The following is a 15,993-nucleotide window of genomic DNA, read 5'->3' on the forward strand; positions in this document are numbered from 1 at the left end:
CGTTAACGCAGAAGCGGAATTTCTTCCGAATTTTCGCCGTTTTTGCCGGGGTCCAGCATCAGGCCGGCAAAATCGAACAGCTTGGGATCCAGCAAGTGCGAGGGCCGGGCATTGGTCAGCGCGCGGAACATCACCTGCCGGCGGCCGGGGCTGTTCTTTTCCCATTGGTCCAGAATCTGTTTGACCTGCTGTCGTTGCAGGCCGTCCTGACTGCCGCACAGGTCGCAGGGGATGATCGGATAGTTCATCGCCTTGGCGAATTTCTCGCAATCGGCCTCGGCCACATGGGCCAGCGGGCGATAGACGAACAGGTCGCCTTCTTCGTTCACCAGTTTCGGAGGCATGGTCGCCAGACGGCCGCCGTGGAACAGGTTCATGAAGAAGGTTTCCAGGATGTCATCGCGGTGATGCCCCAGCACCACGGCCGAGCACCCTTCCTCGCGCGCGATCCGGTACAGGTTGCCACGGCGCAGGCGCGAGCACAGTGCGCAATAGGTGCGGCCCTGCGGTACCTTGTCGACCACGATGGAGTAGGTGTCCTGATACTCGATCCGGTGCGGCACGCCCATGCGTTCCAGAAACTTGGGCAGCACGGTGGCCGGAAAGCCCGGCTGCCCCTGATCCAGATTGCAGGCCAGCAGGTCCACGGGCAGCAGGCCGCGCCATTTCAACTCGTACAGAACGGCCAGCAGGGTATAGCTGTCCTTGCCGCCCGACAGGCAGACCAGCCAGCGCGGCGGCTTGCCGTCCTTGTCGTGGGCCGACGGGTCAACCATGCCGTATTGCTCGATCGCCTCGCGCGTCTGGCGCACGATGCGTTTGCGCAGTTTCTTGAACTCGGTGGTCGAGGGCGCACCGGCAAACAGCGGATGGATATCGTCGGCTTCGTCGAACATGCGCAGCCCCTACCGCAGATGTGCCGACCGGGCAAGGCCCGCCTAGCCGGACAGCCGGCCCAGCAGGGCGTCGGTGTCCAGCCCCGAAACCGATCCGGGTATGCGCCCGCTTTCGCCGAGAACCCGGGTGGCGATGTATCCATCGGCCACTGCACCGGGCGCGTGGCGCAGCAGCAGTGCGGCGGTGAGCAGATGCGCGGTGGCCTCGGCGAACCAGCGGGCCTCGGCCTCGGGGGGCAGGGTCGGCCAACGGTCGCGATGCGCCTTCAGGGCGGCGTCATAGCGGCGGTCGGCTCCGGTTGCGGCGTCCAGTTCGGCCTGCAAGGTCTGCGCGGCCAGCGGGTCGCGCGCAAGGCTGCGCAGGATGTCCAGGCAGATCACGTTGCCGGACCCCTCCCAGATGCCGTTCAGGGGGGCTTCGCGATAGATCATCGGCATCGGCGTGTCCTCGACATAGCCCATGCCGCCCAGCACCTCCATCGCCTCGACCGCAACGACGGGGCAGCGCTTGTTCGACAGGAACTTGGCCAGCGCCACCCCGATCCGGGCAAAGGCGCGGTCTTCGGCAGTGTCCCCGTCAAAGGCGCGGGCCACGCGCAGGCCGAGGGTCAGCGCGCCTTCCCAGTCCAGTACCAGATCGGCCAGAACGGCGCGCATCAGAGGCTGGTCGATCAGGCGGCGCTGAAAGGCGCTGCGATGGCTGACCCAGTGATGTGCTTCGGACAGGGCCGCGCGCATCAGGCCGGCGGGGGCCATCGCGGTGTCGAGCCGGGTGTGATGCACCATCTCGATGATCGTGCGCACGCCGGCCCCCTCGTCCCCCAGCTGATAGGCCAGCGCGTCATGGAACTCGACCTCGGACGAGGCGTTGGCGCGGTTGCCCAGCTTGTCCTTGAGGCGCATCAGATGGATGGCGTTGCGCTCGCCTTCCAGCCAGCGGGGCAGCAGAAAACAGGTCAGCCCGCCCGGTGTCTGCGCCAGCGTGAGGAACCCGTCGGACATCGGGGCCGAGCAGAACCATTTGTGGCCGCGCAGCCGCCAAGCCTCACCGTCGCGAGTGGCGGTGGTGGTATTGGCGCGCACGTCCGAGCCGCCCTGTTTCTCGGTCATCGCCATGCCCAAGGTTGCCGAGCGTTTTTCTCCGATCGGGCGGGGGGCTTGGTCATAAGCGTCTGCGGTCAGTTTCGGGCGCCAGACTTCGGCCAGTTCGGGGTTGGCGGCCAGCGCCGGCACGGCGGCGTAGGTCATGGTCAGCGGGCAGCAATGGCCCGGCTCGACCTGGCTGGCCAGATAGACCATCGCGGCATGGGTGGCGTGACCGCCCGGTGCTCCGTCCCAGGCAAGCGCGGCATAGCCTGCCGATTGGCTCAGGTCCATCACGTGATGATAGGCCGGGTGGAACCGCACCTCGTCCAGGCGGCGGCCACCTCGGTCAAACAGGCGGAGTTCGGGCGGGTGCAGGTTGGCGTCGCGCCCGGCGTCGCGCGTTTCGGCTCGGCCCAGAGCGGCCCCGTAGGCGGCCAGCGGGGCCGCCCGTGCCCCGGCGCGCGTGGTGCAATCGCGCAGAACCGGGTCCGAGGCCCACAGGTCGGTGTCGCCGCGCTCGGGCGGTTGGTTCGTCACTTCATGCGTGGGCAGAGATTGACCGGCGTTGGATCTGGACATGGGCGTCTCGGAGAGTTGTTGCTGAAACCGATGTTCAGCGGCGCACCCCCCTTGGGTCAAGCGTGACGGGGTGTCAGATCAGGGCGCGTCGGGTTTGTCGTCGGGCACCGGGTCATAGCCGTCGCCGCCCCAGGGGTGGCAGCGCCCGATGCGGCGCGCGGCCAGCCATGTGCCCTTGATCGGGCCATGCTTTTCCAACGCTTCCAGCGCATAGGCCGAGCAGGTCGGCTGATAGCGGCAGTTGAACCCCACCCAGGGGCTGAAGATCAGCCGGTAGGCCCGGACAGGCAGCGCGAGGATATGAGCAAGCAGGGTCATTTGCGCGGGCTGTGGATCTTGCGCAGGGCCTGGCGCAGATCGTCCAGCAGGGCGTCAAAGGGGCGGGCGGCGGTCACCTCGGCCCGTCCGATCAGGACGTAATCCCACCCGTCCCGGCCGTGGTCTGGCAGAACGGCGCGGGCCGCCGCGCGCAGGCGGCGCTTGGCCCGGTTGCGGGCCACGGCATTGCCGACCTTCTTCGAGCAGGTGAATCCGACACGAATGCCCTCGGCCTCATCCAGTGCGCGCTTGCGGGCTTGCACCATCATGGAAGGCAGGCCTTGTCGTCGCGCTCGAGCGGCCCTGAGGAAATCGCTGCGCTTGCGCAGCACCGACAGATCAGGCGCGCAAACGGACGCCGCCGGGGGCATATCCCCGGGGTGGTCAGTGCCATCCACAGGGGCCTCCGGCGGCGTCATGTTCAAAACCTGAAAGGTCGCGCGGTTTATGCGCTCAGCGACTTGCGGCCGCGGGCACGGCGAGCGTTCAGGATCTTGCGGCCGGCCTTGGTGGCCATGCGCGCGCGGAAACCGTGGCGGCGTTTGCGAACCAGGTTCGAAGGCTGATAGGTGCGTTTCATCGCTCCGTCTCCAATCTTTGGCGGTCGGGTGCGGCGCGGATTCGCCTGCCCGTGGTGTTCGAAGCCCGTCCTCTACTGGGAACCGGCAGGCAAGTCAAACCCCATCGCAGCGGTTTTCGTGCCTTTTGCAACAATTCTTTCGGGCGACCGGGCAAAAGTTTCAGAATCAGCCCGTGGACGGCGGATTTCTCACATTGAACCGGTGCGTGTTCAACCCGGCGTGAGGACCCTGTTGCACGGAAGGCCAAGCGCGCATCTTGTAGGGCAGATGAAGCATTCGAACCCGGACGACGAGATGACCGAAACCACCCAGGTGCCGCGCAGCGGGCTGGCGCGACACATTCCCTTGCTTGTGATCCTGACGGTTGCCGTCGTCGGGTTCTTTTCGCTGGGCGACTACCTGACCTTTGAAACCCTGCGCGACAATCGCGAGGCGCTGTTGGCCTGGCGCGATGCCAACTACTGGTCGTTGGCGGGCGTTTTCATCTTGGTCTATGTCCTGATCGTCACCTTTTCACTGCCCGGTGCGGCCGTGGCCTCGATGACTGGCGGATTCCTGTTCGGCTTGTTCGCGGGCACCGTGTTCAACGTATTTGCCGCAACCGTCGGTGCCTCGGCGATCTTTCTGGCGGCCCGCTGGGGGTTGGGTGAGACGTTGACGGCGCGGCTGGAGGCCTCGGAAGGCGCCGTCAAGCGAATCAAGGACGGGTTGCGCGAGAACGAGATCCCGGTGCTGTTCCTGATGCGGCTGGTGCCGGTTGTGCCGTTCTTCGTCGCCAATCTGGTGCCGGCGCTGGTGGGGGTGAAGTTCCGGAACTTTCTGCTGACCACGGCGCTGGGCATCATTCCGGGCGGCATCGTCTATACCTGGATCGGCGTCGGTCTGGGCGGCGTGTTCGACCGAGGCGAGACGCCAGACCTGTCGCTGCTGACCGAGCCCTTCGTGATCGGCCCGATTCTGGGGCTGTGCGCGCTGGCGGCTCTGCCGATTCTCCTCAAACTCATTCGCGGCCGAAGGGGCCTTTGATCCATGCAAGAGCTAAAGACCGACATCCTGGTGATCGGGGCCGGGTCGGGCGGCCTGTCGGTGGCCGCCGGGGCCAGCCAGATGGGCGCCGACGTGATCCTGCTGGAAGGGCACAAGATGGGTGGCGACTGCCTGAACTATGGCTGCGTCCCGTCCAAGGCCCTGCTGGCAAGCGCCAAGCTGGCCCATGCGCAGAGCCATACCGCGCCGTTCGGCGTTGCCGACCACGCGCCACAGGTGGACTATGCCGCCGCCAAAGACCATGTCCGGGACGTGATCGCGCAGATCGAGCCCATGGACAGTCAGGAACGGTTCGAAGGGTTCGGCGTGCGCGTCATTCGCGACTGGGGGACGTTTCTGTCGCCCACACAGGTTCAGGCCGGCGATTTCGTTATCACCCCCCGTCGCGTGGTGCTGGCCACAGGCTCGTCCCCGCTGGTGCTGCCGATCCCGGGGCTGGACCAAGTGCCGTTTGAGACCAACGAGACCATCTTCGAGCTGCGCGACAAGCCCGACCACCTGCTGATCATCGGCGGGGGACCCATCGGTATGGAAATGGCGCAGGCGCATGTCCGGCTGGGCTGCAAAGTGACGGTGATCGAAGGCGCGCGGGCGCTGGGCAAGGATGACCCCGAGGCGGCCGCAGTGGTGCTGGAGGCCCTACGCGGCGAAGGGGTCGAGATTCTGGAACATGCGATGGTGGCCCGGGTGCGCGGTAAGGCCGGGGCGGTCGAGGTCGTCACCGAGAACGGCGCGGTCCATGCAGGCACGCACCTGCTGCTGGCGGTGGGCCGCAAGGCCAACACCGGCCGCCTGAACCTGCAGGCTGCCGGCATCGACCAGGCGCGCACGGGCATCAAGGTGGATGACAGCCTGCGCACCAACAACCGCAAGGTCTACGCGATCGGCGACGTCGCGGGCGGGCTGCAGTTCACCCATGTGGCGGGGTATCACGCCGGTGTCATCATCCGTTCGGCCCTGTTCGGGCTGCCGTCCAAGGCCAGGACGGCGCACATCCCCTGGGCGACCTATACCGACCCCGAACTGGCCCAGGTCGGCCTGACCGAGGCGCAGGCGCGCGATCGCCACGGCGACAAGGTCGAGATCGCCCGGTTCGACTATGCCCACAACGATCGCGCCGTGGCCGAGCGCAAAACGACCGGGTTCATCAAGGTCATGGTCGTCAAGGGGCGCCCGGTGGGGGCCACAATCGTGGGGCATCAGGCCGGCGAACTGATCAACTTGTGGTCTCTGGCGCTGGCCAATAACCTGAAGATGAGCCAGATCGCGGCGATGGTGTCGCCCTATCCCACGATCGGAGAGCTTAACAAACGGGTGGCGGGCGCCTATTTCTCGCCAAGACTGTTTGAGAATCAGATGGTTGAACGAGTGGTCAGGCTGGTCCAGCGCTGGATCCCCTGATCGGGAAAGGAGCGCCACTTGAACTCGCTGTCGGGTCGTTTCCTGATCTTGACGACGGTCTTCGTGATGTTGGCCGAGGTACTGATCTTCGTGCCGTCGATCGCGCGCTTCCGCGAGGATTTTCTTCTGAACCGGCTGGAACGCGCCCAGATCGCCTCGCTGGCGCTGCTGGCAGACGACATGCTGGCAGACGAGCTGGAGGCCGAGCTTCTGGCCAATGCCGGGGTCTACAACGTGGTGCTGCGCCGGGACGAGGTGCGCCAGCTGATGCTGTCTTCCCCTATCCCAGACCAGGTCGCCAAGACCTATGATTTGCGAGGCGCCGGGCCTTGGGTTCTCATTCGGGACGCGATGATCCGTTTCTTCACGCCCGAGAACCAGGTCATTCGCGTCATCGGGCAGCCTGTCCGGGATGCGGGCCTGCTTATCGAAGTTACCATGGACAGCGCGCCCCTGCGTATGGCGATGATCGACTATGGCCTGCGCATCCTCGGCCTGTCCTTTGTCATCTCGATCATCACCGCGTTTTTCCTGTTCCTTGCGGTGCGGGTGGTTCTGGTGCGCCCGATCAAAAGCGTGGTGGGCTACATGCAGCGTTACGCCCGTGCACCCGAGGATGCGCGCGGCATCATCTCCCCCCAATCCAAGGTGACCGAACTGCGCGAGGCTGAAGAAGCCCTGCAGATGCTGCAGACCGACCTAACCCAGGCCCTGAAACAGCGCGAGAGGCTGGCTCAGCTGGGTGGCGCGGTGGCCAAGGTCAGCCACGATCTGCGCAACATCCTGACCTCGGCCCAGCTGTTCACTGACCGGATCGAAGCCAGCGACGACCCGTTGGTCCGACGGATGGCGCCCAAGCTGGTCAACTCGATCACCCGGGCGGTGTCCCTGTGCGAAAGTACGCTGGCCTTCGGGCGGGCCGAAGAGCCCGCGCCCACCCTGACCATGGTGCGGTTGCGCGATATCGCTGCCGACGTAGCGTCCAGCGAGGCTCTGGCCGTAGACGGCGGTTGTATCGAAATTGCCAACGACGTTCCCGAAGATCTGGTTGTTCGGGCCGATCCGGAACAGATGTTCCGGGTCATCATGAACCTTGTGCGCAACGCACGCCAAGCACTTATGACATCCGGCCAACCAGGAAAAATCACGATCTCGGCCTCCGAAGATCAAGACGCATGGGTCATCGAGGTTCGGGATACCGGCCCCGGTTTGCCGCCACGAGCGCAGGAGAATCTGTTCACGCCGTTTCAGGGTGGTGTGCGCAAAGGTGGCTCGGGCCTGGGTCTGGCGATTTCGCAGGAACTGGTGCGCGGCCACGGGGGAGAATTGGTTCTGACCAGCACCGGCCCGGAGGGCACGGTCTTTGAAATAAGGCTCCCACGGGGGGAGATGGGTTTTTGAAATATTTTTGAAGAATCGGGTTGCACGTCCCGAACGCCGGGTCTAAATACCGCCTCACCAACGCGGACCGATAGCTCAGCTGGATAGAGTACTTGACTACGAATCAAGGGGTCGGGGGTTCGAATCCTCCTCGGTCCGCCACTTGGTAATTCTCCCTGATTTCGATGAGATACACTAGGTCGTTTGAACCTTTGTGTTTTATGGCCATAGTCGTGCTTCTGGGTTTTGTTGGCTTTTGTCCGGTCATACTCGTATACTTCCATTGAGTGGTATATTTTGTGGTATTTTCATGTCTGCGCTCAGCGGGAAGCTGACAAAGAAGCTGGTAGAGAATCTGGGCCCGGGCCGGCATGGCGACGGTTCTGGCTTGTATCTTGTTGTTGATCCATCAGGTGCACGGCGTTGGATCGTACGCGTAACGGTCAAAGGACAGAAGAATCGCAAGGGCGCTCCGCTGAGAACGGACTTCGGTTTGGGCGGCGCCGACGTCGTCACATTGAACCAGGCCCGAGAAAGAGCGCTCGAATACAGGCGAATGGCGAAAGCTGGGTTGAACCCTCGTTTTAATGCCCAGCGTGAAATTCCTACTTTCGAAGAGCTCAGCAGACAGGTCCACATCGACCGGTTGCCGACGTGGAAGAATGCCAAACACGGTCAGCAGTGGCTCAACACTTTGCGCGACTATGCGTTCCCCAAGATCGGACGAATGCCTGTGGATAGCGTCGATCAGCCCGAAGTGCTGATGTGTCTATCGCCCATCTGGACTGAAAAACACGAAACCGCAAAGCGGCTGTCGCAGCGGATCAAGACGGTGCTCGACGTGGCAAAGTCCAAGGGCTTCCGCTCGGGCGAGAACCCGGTGACCGCGATCCGCGAAGGCAAGGTGCTGCCCACCGTCAAAGCCAAGGTCCAGCACCACGACGCAATGCCCTGGCAAGAGGTTCCCGCGTTCTATGCCGAGTTGCAGACCCGCTCGGCCATGGCCGCCAAAGCGCTACAGTTCACCATTCTGACCGCCTGCCGGACCTCAGAGGTCCTGGAGATGAAATGGCCCGAGGTCGTTTTCGATGCGCGCCTTTGGATCATACCTGCGGAGCGCATGAAAGGCGGGCAGGTCCATCGTGTTCCTCTCACCGACGAAATGCTGGCCATTCTGGAACCGCTGCGTGCGCTGGCCTCTGACTATGTTTTCGAGGGGCAAAAGCGGCATCAGCCCCTGTCAAACATGTCCATGCTAATGTTGCTGCGCCGGATGCGGCAGGATGGCGTTACTGTGCATGGCTTCCGCAGTTCGTTTCGGGATTGGGCAGCGGAAGCTGCTAATGCACCGCGTGAATTGGCAGAGGCGGCTTTGGCCCATCAGGTTGGGTCCGACGTGGAGAGGGCCTATGCGCGTTCGGATTTGTTGGTAAAGCGACGGCGTCTATGCGACGCATGGTGCGGCTATGTATGCCCAATAAAGAAGGTGTAGATCGACTGTGTTTTGTCCTCCCGGCTATATCGACTGGAAAGAAATGCGGTCAAACGTTCGCAATCTGGCAGAACGACTGTATTTAGCTGATGCACTCGAGATGTTGGATGAAAATCCCCAGGTTGCCTTGGATGAGAATATCAACCCTAAGAAAGAAATACTCTCTCTAAGTAACCATAAATGGGCGCGTAAAAAGCTAAGTCTCAGTAGTTCCAACTTCGAAATAGAACTGATTGCGTTCTGGATTATGAACCGATTAGACGAAGATTATGGTGCTGTTCTGTGTTCAAGTGCTGGGAACCTTCTAAAGGCAAACCACCCAATACTCTTTCACACTGATCAGTTTTTCTATTTTTTCCTTGAATTTCCGTTGCGCGACATGACTGAACTATTGACGATCTTCAAAGAGTTTGATGCCAAAAGAATGTCTGGTCGCGACCTTTGGGACAGATATTGCTGCATCGACGGTGAAACAGGCGTAGTGAAGCAAAAGAACCAAACCAAACGGCTGTTTGCTAACTATTTTGGCCAGTCTCCAAGCGATGAGTGTGACGGTGGCGTTTTTGATCAATACGTAAAACCATTTATTGGTTGGTATGTAGTTTTTGATCCTGACGTATATCCGGATGGCTACTACGACACTTTTGAAGCGTTGAATCTGCTGAACAAACACTGGGTGAAACCAGAACAAGAAAATGAGCAGCAGCCCATAACCAAAAAACGAGGTCCCAAACCCTCGCCTGCCAAACGCGAATTTATTGCGCGCTACCCAGATGGACTACCGGACGAATTGAGTGCAGATGCGGTTGCCGCGGAGCTTACCGAAGACGGTTACCCGATAACGGGACGCTCGATACAAAACTACGACCGTGAACGAAAGGTTAGGAAATAATTCTTTCCTTCCAATTCTTTCTCCTTCGATGCCTGCCCAAAAGGCTAAACCAATCGCATAGTTCAGCCATCGCAACTGATCCAAGAGGATTTCAACGATGGCAAACGTCTTCAATGACGACCGGGTCTATTTCCCGGAAGACCCTGAAATGCGATTGCTGGGAAACCGCGAGAAACTGGCTCAATGGCGCCATCGCATGTGTGGTCCGGCCTTTATCCGCATAGGTCGGCGGATCGCTTATCACGGCGCCGACTTGAACGCCTGGCTGGCCGCCCGGCGCACAGATCCCAACAACGAGGCTGCATAATGAAAAACCCCAACTCCAAGCGCGGAGATGGGGCTTTTCCAGTGACATCGACTGCCACCCTAGCAAGTCCAGTTGATGCCACAGGATGCCCCGCGCCGACAAGTCAAAACGAGCGCCGGTACTACTGGTCGCCCCTTGGCCACTCGGTCGAACGGGTGATCGTACGGAAAGGACGGATCGAGCATGGCTGATATGTCCTTTTCCAAATCGACCAATGCCAGTCACGCAAGGGGGGCCGAAACAGGCCCTCTTCCGCAAATTGATCATCGGGAAACCGCCGAGAACTACAGCGGCGAGCTCTTTCGCGTCGGCATTTACCGGGTTGTCGTATGCCGAGATGGCATCCAATGGCTGTTTCAGCGTCAGAGACCCCAATTTCCTGCCGGGGGAGCGGCGTGGGACACGCTCGGGTACTGTGTGTCCAAATCCGGCCTAACTAGGCTCGTCCGGGCACATGTCGGCTGTGACATACCCGAACTGGATGGTTTGCCCGAGCATTTCCCGCGGAGGTCTCGCGATGAGTAGGCGGAGATCTCCTGCGGGTAAACGATCAGATGAGGGTCAATACGTCCCTCTGCCCTACGCAATGATCAAGTCCCCGGCGTGGCGGGCTCTGTCCGGACCTGCGGTGAAGCTCTGGCTGGAGCTTCACACCCGCTTCAATGGCGGCAACAACGGCAAGGTGTTTCTGTCGATGAACGAGGCGGCAGAAATCTTGGGGTTGGGTAAGGCTACCGTTCAACGCGCTTTCGAGGATCTGCAGGACAAAGGCTTCCTTGTGCTGGAGCAGGAAGGCAACTGGTATCACCGGCGAGCGCATGAATGGCGTTTGACGACCAAGGCGACGCAGACCCGGTCCGGCAAGAAAGCCGCCACAAACGACTGGCGCTTTTGGCAGCCCGAAAAAACAAAACGCGGTTCTGGGACGGACCCGTCACCATCCTCTGTGGTTCCGTTTGAGAACCCAAAGACCTCCCATGGTTCCAAATCAGAACCCGTCAGGCCGGTTTCTATCAGGTCCCTCGGTGCTGAAACGGAACACTAATACTAACCACTCCCTGCTATGCGAGGCGAAAATGACCAAGGCACCGAAGGACGAAGGCAACGATCTGCAGACAAAGAACTCCGAGCTTACCGAAGCGGAGACCATTGCTGTTGCCGATTTGAGGGAACGGAAGAGATCACGCGTTAGGGCACCGGACATCAAGTTGGACTTCGATGAAGATACACGCCGGCTCACGGTTGGGCACAAAGGAAAAGATCCGACGGCGGCTTGTGCTTTAGCAATGCATGAGCTTGGCACAACAGACTGCCGATTCTTCGAAGGCGTCATTGATCAAATCGCGACTCTTGGGCAACAAGACAGCTCTGTCTCAGAGACGGCATCGAACTTTGTGATGTCGGTTGTCGCTGGGGTTAAGCCGCAAGACGAGATCGAAGCCATGCTTGCGATCCAGATGGGCGCGATCCATCAGGCCACGATGATGTTGGCACGTCGCCTGAACCACGTAAAAACTCTCCCGCAGCAAGATTCTGCGGAACGAGCGCTCAACAAACTTGCGCGGACCTTCACCAGCCAGGTTGAAACCCTGAAACGATATCGATCCAAGGCAGATCAAACCGTCCGGGTCGAACGCGTGGAAGTCAATGAAGGTGGGCAGGCAATCGTTGGTAACGTCCAAAACAGGGGGCGGGGTGAATGAAAAAAAACAACGACAACCTCATAAACCCCACCAAACGGCTCAATGATGCGCCCAGATGCACCGCTACGGCGAAATCCACTGGCAAGCGGTGCCGCGCACCCGCCGTTCAAGGCTGGAGTGTTTGTCGCATGCATGGGGCTAGAGGTGGGCACGTTGCTGGGCCAAGCCATCCGTCCTGGAGACATGGACAAAGGTCCAGAGAAGCTGAGGAACTGCGCAAGACGATCACTGAATTGATCCGAACAGACAAGACGCTGCAGAAGCTGATCCATTGATTGGGCAGGGGCTGGTAACCGACACAAAGTAGTCATTCGACAGAACTAGGCGGATGTCTGCACCGAGCCCGAAGCGGAGGTGCTATTGGTTCGCCTTTCGCAAATGCAGCGAACTTTTTGCCAAATCCAATGACTGCGCCGCAAATTAAAAGAGGTCATTCATTCACAGCGCAAAGAACTTTGGGGCACCGATGTCGGACACTCGGACAAAAGGGCTCAACGGATCACTGCTAAGAATTTACTCGATCGGCCGTTTTGAGAATGCGCTAAACGTTGAAAATATCAGCCAGTCTCGCTCTGTCTGAGACGGGGCGGCGACAGGAAGAGCACCGCCCCGGAACCACCGGGCATATCAGGGGGAGGGGCAGTGCCCGGCGGTGATCTGTAAGACTTGCAGGTGCGTGTTCGCTATTTGATAGGAACGACCTTAACCTCTGAGGTAATTCGGGCCACGTAATCCGTAATAGCTTCGGCACTTTCCGGTTGATAGAGGCGGATGACCTGCGTCCAGCCGGGTTGCACGTCGATGTTGTTTGGCTGCCCCGGACAATTATATCGGAACGTGATGGAACCGTCCGCGTTCTCTTCCGCTGCCCGATTGTTCAGAGCAAAGTTCTCTTCGACGATCCAGCTTTCTGCACTGTAGGTCGTCACCGAGAAAAACGCACCGTCGTCAAATTTCAGAGGTGGGGACGGCAGGGTCATCTCGGAACATGCGCCTTCAGCCGAAGCGCCCTCAGGAACGATCGTCGAAATGTAGACAGCATCCTTGTAAGGCAAGCCGCCCCACCCTTTCGCTGTGGCAATCAGGAACATTTCCGGGTCAACATCCTCCGGGCGGCCAAAGAACAACTCCGGCTTGTCTGCTTCTGCTGCTCGAGCGACCAGCGAGGCCCTGACAACATCGAGGCTTTCGGTATCGAACCCCTTGGGCGCATAGGGCTCTGTCGAAGCGGCCTCAATCAGGAAGCCATCCTGATGCGCGTGCGCCTCTGCAAGTCCGGCCTCATCCGTTGATTTCAACCCGGTTCGCATGTTGAGAAACACGTAGCGGCCTGTGGTCAGGTCCTCAGGGGTCAGAGTGACGCTCTCGCCAGCATAAAGCACGTGCAGAGTATAGTGCGCCTCGTCGATGATCTGGATCATCGAAAGGTAATCCCAGTCAGGATTGGTGATCGTCGCACCACCCATCGTATCGACGACAGCATGGCTATAGAGCACATCCTTGTTCTCGGTGATTACGAACTGGTTGTCCGGACTGGATGGCTCGCGCGAATGCCGGATTGTGTTCACTTCATGCTCAGCAGAGTGCTCCGACATGTATTTGTCAGTTTCGGCGATCGTAAAATTGTCGAGAGTGACCTGGGTGCCATCAGCCATGGCCGCACCGGCAAAGATCATGCCGACGAAAAACACAGGTGCAAATGTTCGGGTCATCAGTTTGCCTCCGTGACGTCTGGCAATGTGTATGTCCGGTCGAGCACGGCCTGGCCGGGGCGGTAGATGCGCATCAAGAAGTTCCAGCCGTCGCTGATGTCGACGCGGTTGGGCTGTGCGCCGCAGAGCACCTCAGCGCCGTAGTGCACAGTGAAGGTGCCGTCGTCGTTCAGGCTCACGTTGCGGTCATTAACAATGTTGTTGTCGCTCTCCATGAAGCCGTCGGCGCCGTAGACGGTGATCGACCAGAAGGCATCATTGGGCGGCACTTCGTAGGTCGCCGTATAGCAGGCTTCCGCTGAGGCCGGGCCGGTGTAGTTGATGTAGACGGCATCTTTCTCCGGGAAGAGCCCCCAGGCACCAGCGACTGCGAGATGGCGGGTTTCCTCGTTCACTTCGCCTCGCGGGCCCATCCAGTCGGGCTCGTACTGGCTGAACTTCTGGAATTCCTTTTCGTACTCGGCACGCAGGGCGAGCATGCTGTCCACGTCCCATTGCGGTTCGGGGAAGAGATCGTGGCTTGCCGCTTCGATGACGAACTTGTTCTGCATATCGTTGACGAGCGCCACATCCGCCGGATCGCTCGGGTCCATGATCTGGATCCGCATGATCAGAGCGACATATTTGGTGTCGCCCGGGATCTCGTAAGTGCCCGGCTCGTAGAAGACCACGGGCGCGTAGTGGTCGTTGTCGATGACGAGGATAGAGAAATAGCGGTCATCCGGAAACTCAGGAATCGTGATCGTTGCGCCGCCCTCGGTATCGACCACGGAGCCGGCATAAAGCGTATCGCGGTTCATCCGTACCACGGCCTGCGCGTCCAGTGGCGTCGGCTTGCGGATGTAGTAGAAGCGGTTCACGTCACTTCCAGCATTAAGCTGGAACTGGGAGAAGGACATGTCGACTTCAGCCCGGATGTATGTCTTGGGCGTGACAGTTTCTTGAGCAAGCGCGGGCGCTGCAGCGAAAGTAATGAGACTGGCAGACTTAACAATTTCTTTCATTCACTTCTCCCAATCGTTTTCCGAGTTATCAGCCCCGACGTGACGTAGCTCAATCGAACGCCGCGACAACACCCACTTTGCTTTACTCGTGTCGTCTGACTGCCGGTGATTTTTCATGTATAGCACCTGCAGGGAATGTCTGTTTTGTCCGCACAGCAGACATTGGAAAGACTTGCGACGTACGTCTGCTGTGCCGGACAAAGCTGCCGTTCGGAGTTACCGAATAGATGTCAGCTTTCGAGGGTCAGTGATCCCGGCCACATAGGTCATGGTCTGCGAGCGAGGCCAAGACATAACAGTCCTCTGCCACGCCGCGACCATCACATCCTTGAGCAATACGCTTCAGTTCGTTCTCAAGCGCTTTGAGTCGTTTGATCTTGGCTCGCACTTCGGACAACTGACCTTCGGCGATCTCGGTGGCGGCTTCGCATGATCGGTCTGGATGGTTTTGCAACTCGATCAGAGATGAGATCGCGTCGATGGAGAAGCCAAGATCACGCGCATGACGGATGAAGCTCAGGCGTTCCAGACCATCGTTTGTGTAACGCCTCTGGTTGCCTGCTGTACGTTCCGGTGGAGCCAGGAGACCCATTTCTTCATAGTAGCGGATGGTAGGCACTTTGACCTTCGTCCGCTTCGAAAGCTCTCCAATTGAGAACATGCGAAAACCCTCTTGAACCTCTAGTCACTAGAGAGACTACATTAGAACCGAGGCGATTCTGAAGAGGTTTCAAAAATGGCAGGATGCTGCGGTAGCGACGTGAAGTTTGACGGGATGTCGAACGAATACAAACGCCGGTTATGGGTCGTCATCGCGCTGAATGCGACAATGTTCGTGGTCGAGATGACCGCCGGACACTATGCAAAGTCTCAGGCACTTCAAGCAGACGCGTTAGACTTCCTTGGGGACGCGCTCACCTATGGTATTTCCCTCGCCGTGATCGGTGCTTCTGTTCGCGCTCGAACGAACGCAGCCTTGGCGAAGGGGATCAGCCTCTTCCTGATGGGCGCGTGGGTGTTTGGTTCGACCGTCTATCGGGTGTTCTACGTGGGTGTTCCAGAGGCCGAAATCATGGGGATCATCGGTGCGCTGGCTCTCGCAACAAACCTTGCGAGCGTACTCTTGCTTGTCAGCTACAAGGATGGAGACGCCAACGTGCGGTCGGTTTGGCTATGCTCGCGGAACGACGCCATCGGCAATGTGGCCGTGATGATTGCCGCTTTGGGTGTCTGGGGCACCGCAACGGGCTGGCCTGACCTCATTGTCGCTGCGATCATGGCGAGCCTATTCTTGTCATCTTCGTACCAAATTGTCCGACAGGCACTTGAGGAACGGCGCGAGGACGCCGCGCACGAGCATGGAGCAGCCCGGACAAGCTGACATTCGCTGCGGGGAGCACACCGGGTAGGTATGGGCTCGAACCTGAATTTCGCTGCACTTTGTATGAGTGTCTGCTATTTCTTAGTTACCGGTCGTTCCGTCATGCTCGAACCTGAGACTTTGAAGCGCCAGTTCCAATGACTGGTGTGGTATATTTAGTGGTATGCATCTTAATTTATGAGATTTTATAATTTTTTAACAAATAGTTATACAA

At 59.6% G+C, this 15,993-nt stretch carries 17 protein-coding genes and 1 tRNA gene; 10 read left to right on the forward strand and 8 right to left on the reverse strand.

Annotation, left to right across the window (positions count from 1 at the left end; translation table 11 throughout):
- Positions 1–2 precede the first annotated feature (2 nt).
- From ttcA to rpmH, 5 genes are all read right to left on the reverse strand, one after another.
- Positions 3–896 carry a tRNA 2-thiocytidine(32) synthetase TtcA gene (ttcA, locus tag GOW72_RS18560; protein WP_170368031.1) on the reverse strand — a complete coding sequence of 298 codons (894 nt, stop codon included), beginning with the start codon at positions 894–896 and terminating at the stop codon, positions 3–5.
- A gap of 42 nt (positions 897–938) precedes the next feature.
- Entirely contained in the window at positions 939–2,561 is a 1,623-nt protein-coding gene (locus GOW72_RS18565; protein WP_170368033.1) for an acyl-CoA dehydrogenase family protein, read from the reverse strand.
- Positions 2,562–2,639: 78 nt separating this feature from the next.
- Complete coding sequence (gene yidD / locus GOW72_RS18570) at positions 2,640–2,879, reverse strand: membrane protein insertion efficiency factor YidD (protein ID WP_170368035.1); 240 nt, start codon at positions 2,877–2,879, stop codon at positions 2,640–2,642.
- Positions 2,876–3,298, reverse strand: a complete 423-nt coding sequence (rnpA, locus tag GOW72_RS18575; protein ID WP_170368037.1) for a ribonuclease P protein component — start codon at positions 3,296–3,298, stop codon at positions 2,876–2,878. Before rnpA ends, yidD begins: the two co-directional genes overlap by 4 nt.
- Positions 3,299–3,324: 26 nt before the next feature.
- On the reverse strand, positions 3,325–3,459 hold the full coding sequence (rpmH, locus tag GOW72_RS18580; RefSeq protein WP_005980833.1) for a 50S ribosomal protein L34: 135 nt from the start codon (positions 3,457–3,459) through the stop codon (positions 3,325–3,327).
- Positions 3,460–3,727: 268 nt separating this feature from the next.
- On the opposite strand from rpmH, the gene GOW72_RS18585 reads away from it, so the two are divergent.
- The 9 genes from GOW72_RS18585 (at position 3,728) to GOW72_RS18625 (ending at position 11,682) form a co-directional block, all read left to right on the forward strand.
- The gene (locus tag GOW72_RS18585) at positions 3,728–4,486 is read left to right on the forward strand and encodes a TVP38/TMEM64 family protein (protein WP_244952488.1); all 759 of its coding nucleotides are present in this window, start codon (positions 3,728–3,730) and stop codon (positions 4,484–4,486) included.
- A gap of 3 nt (positions 4,487–4,489) precedes the next feature.
- Complete coding sequence (locus tag GOW72_RS18590; protein ID WP_170368039.1) at positions 4,490–5,908, forward strand: dihydrolipoyl dehydrogenase family protein; 1,419 nt, start codon at positions 4,490–4,492, stop codon at positions 5,906–5,908.
- An 18-nt stretch (positions 5,909–5,926) separates the two neighbouring features.
- On the forward strand, positions 5,927–7,309 hold the full coding sequence (locus tag GOW72_RS18595) for a sensor histidine kinase (protein ID WP_244952489.1): 1,383 nt from the start codon (positions 5,927–5,929) through the stop codon (positions 7,307–7,309).
- A gap of 64 nt (positions 7,310–7,373) precedes the next feature.
- A tRNA-Arg gene (locus GOW72_RS18600) sits at positions 7,374–7,450 on the forward strand.
- 148 nt (positions 7,451–7,598) lie between these two features.
- Positions 7,599–8,780: a tyrosine-type recombinase/integrase gene (locus GOW72_RS18605; protein WP_170368041.1), complete on the forward strand. Its 1,182-nt coding sequence runs from the start codon at positions 7,599–7,601 to the stop codon at positions 8,778–8,780.
- Between the two features lie 100 nt (positions 8,781–8,880).
- Complete coding sequence (locus GOW72_RS18610; RefSeq protein ID WP_170368043.1) at positions 8,881–9,672, forward strand: hypothetical protein; 792 nt, start codon at positions 8,881–8,883, stop codon at positions 9,670–9,672.
- Between the two features lie 97 nt (positions 9,673–9,769).
- Complete coding sequence (locus GOW72_RS18615) at positions 9,770–9,979, forward strand: MerR family transcriptional regulator (protein WP_170368045.1); 210 nt, start codon at positions 9,770–9,772, stop codon at positions 9,977–9,979.
- A gap of 586 nt (positions 9,980–10,565) precedes the next feature.
- A complete protein-coding gene (locus tag GOW72_RS18620) occupies positions 10,566–11,024 on the forward strand; it encodes a helix-turn-helix domain-containing protein (RefSeq protein ID WP_244952490.1) in 459 nt (152 codons plus the stop codon).
- Between the two features lie 31 nt (positions 11,025–11,055).
- On the forward strand, positions 11,056–11,682 hold the full coding sequence (locus tag GOW72_RS18625) for a hypothetical protein (protein WP_170368048.1): 627 nt from the start codon (positions 11,056–11,058) through the stop codon (positions 11,680–11,682).
- A gap of 683 nt (positions 11,683–12,365) precedes the next feature.
- On the opposite strand, the gene GOW72_RS18630 is transcribed toward GOW72_RS18625, so the two are convergent.
- From GOW72_RS18630 to GOW72_RS18640, 3 genes are all read right to left on the reverse strand, one after another.
- On the reverse strand, positions 12,366–13,394 hold the full coding sequence (locus tag GOW72_RS18630) for a DUF1254 domain-containing protein (protein WP_209509258.1): 1,029 nt from the start codon (positions 13,392–13,394) through the stop codon (positions 12,366–12,368).
- Positions 13,394–14,398, reverse strand: a complete 1,005-nt coding sequence (locus tag GOW72_RS18635) for a DUF1254 domain-containing protein (RefSeq protein WP_170337759.1) — start codon at positions 14,396–14,398, stop codon at positions 13,394–13,396. The genes GOW72_RS18630 and GOW72_RS18635 overlap by 1 nt, the downstream gene beginning before the upstream one ends.
- A gap of 244 nt (positions 14,399–14,642) precedes the next feature.
- Positions 14,643–15,059, reverse strand: coding sequence for a MerR family transcriptional regulator (locus tag GOW72_RS18640; protein WP_170363786.1), 417 nt, complete (start codon positions 15,057–15,059; stop codon positions 14,643–14,645).
- A gap of 75 nt (positions 15,060–15,134) precedes the next feature.
- Here GOW72_RS18640 and GOW72_RS18645 point away from each other — a divergent pair, with 75 nt between their 5' ends.
- The gene (locus tag GOW72_RS18645) at positions 15,135–15,779 is read left to right on the forward strand and encodes a cation efflux transmembrane domain-containing protein (protein ID WP_170368050.1); all 645 of its coding nucleotides are present in this window, start codon (positions 15,135–15,137) and stop codon (positions 15,777–15,779) included.
- The last annotated feature ends 214 nt before the right edge of the window (positions 15,780–15,993 follow it).

Source organism: Ruegeria arenilitoris, from assembly GCF_013032855.1.
Classification (GTDB): domain Bacteria; phylum Pseudomonadota; class Alphaproteobacteria; order Rhodobacterales; family Rhodobacteraceae; genus Ruegeria; species Ruegeria arenilitoris.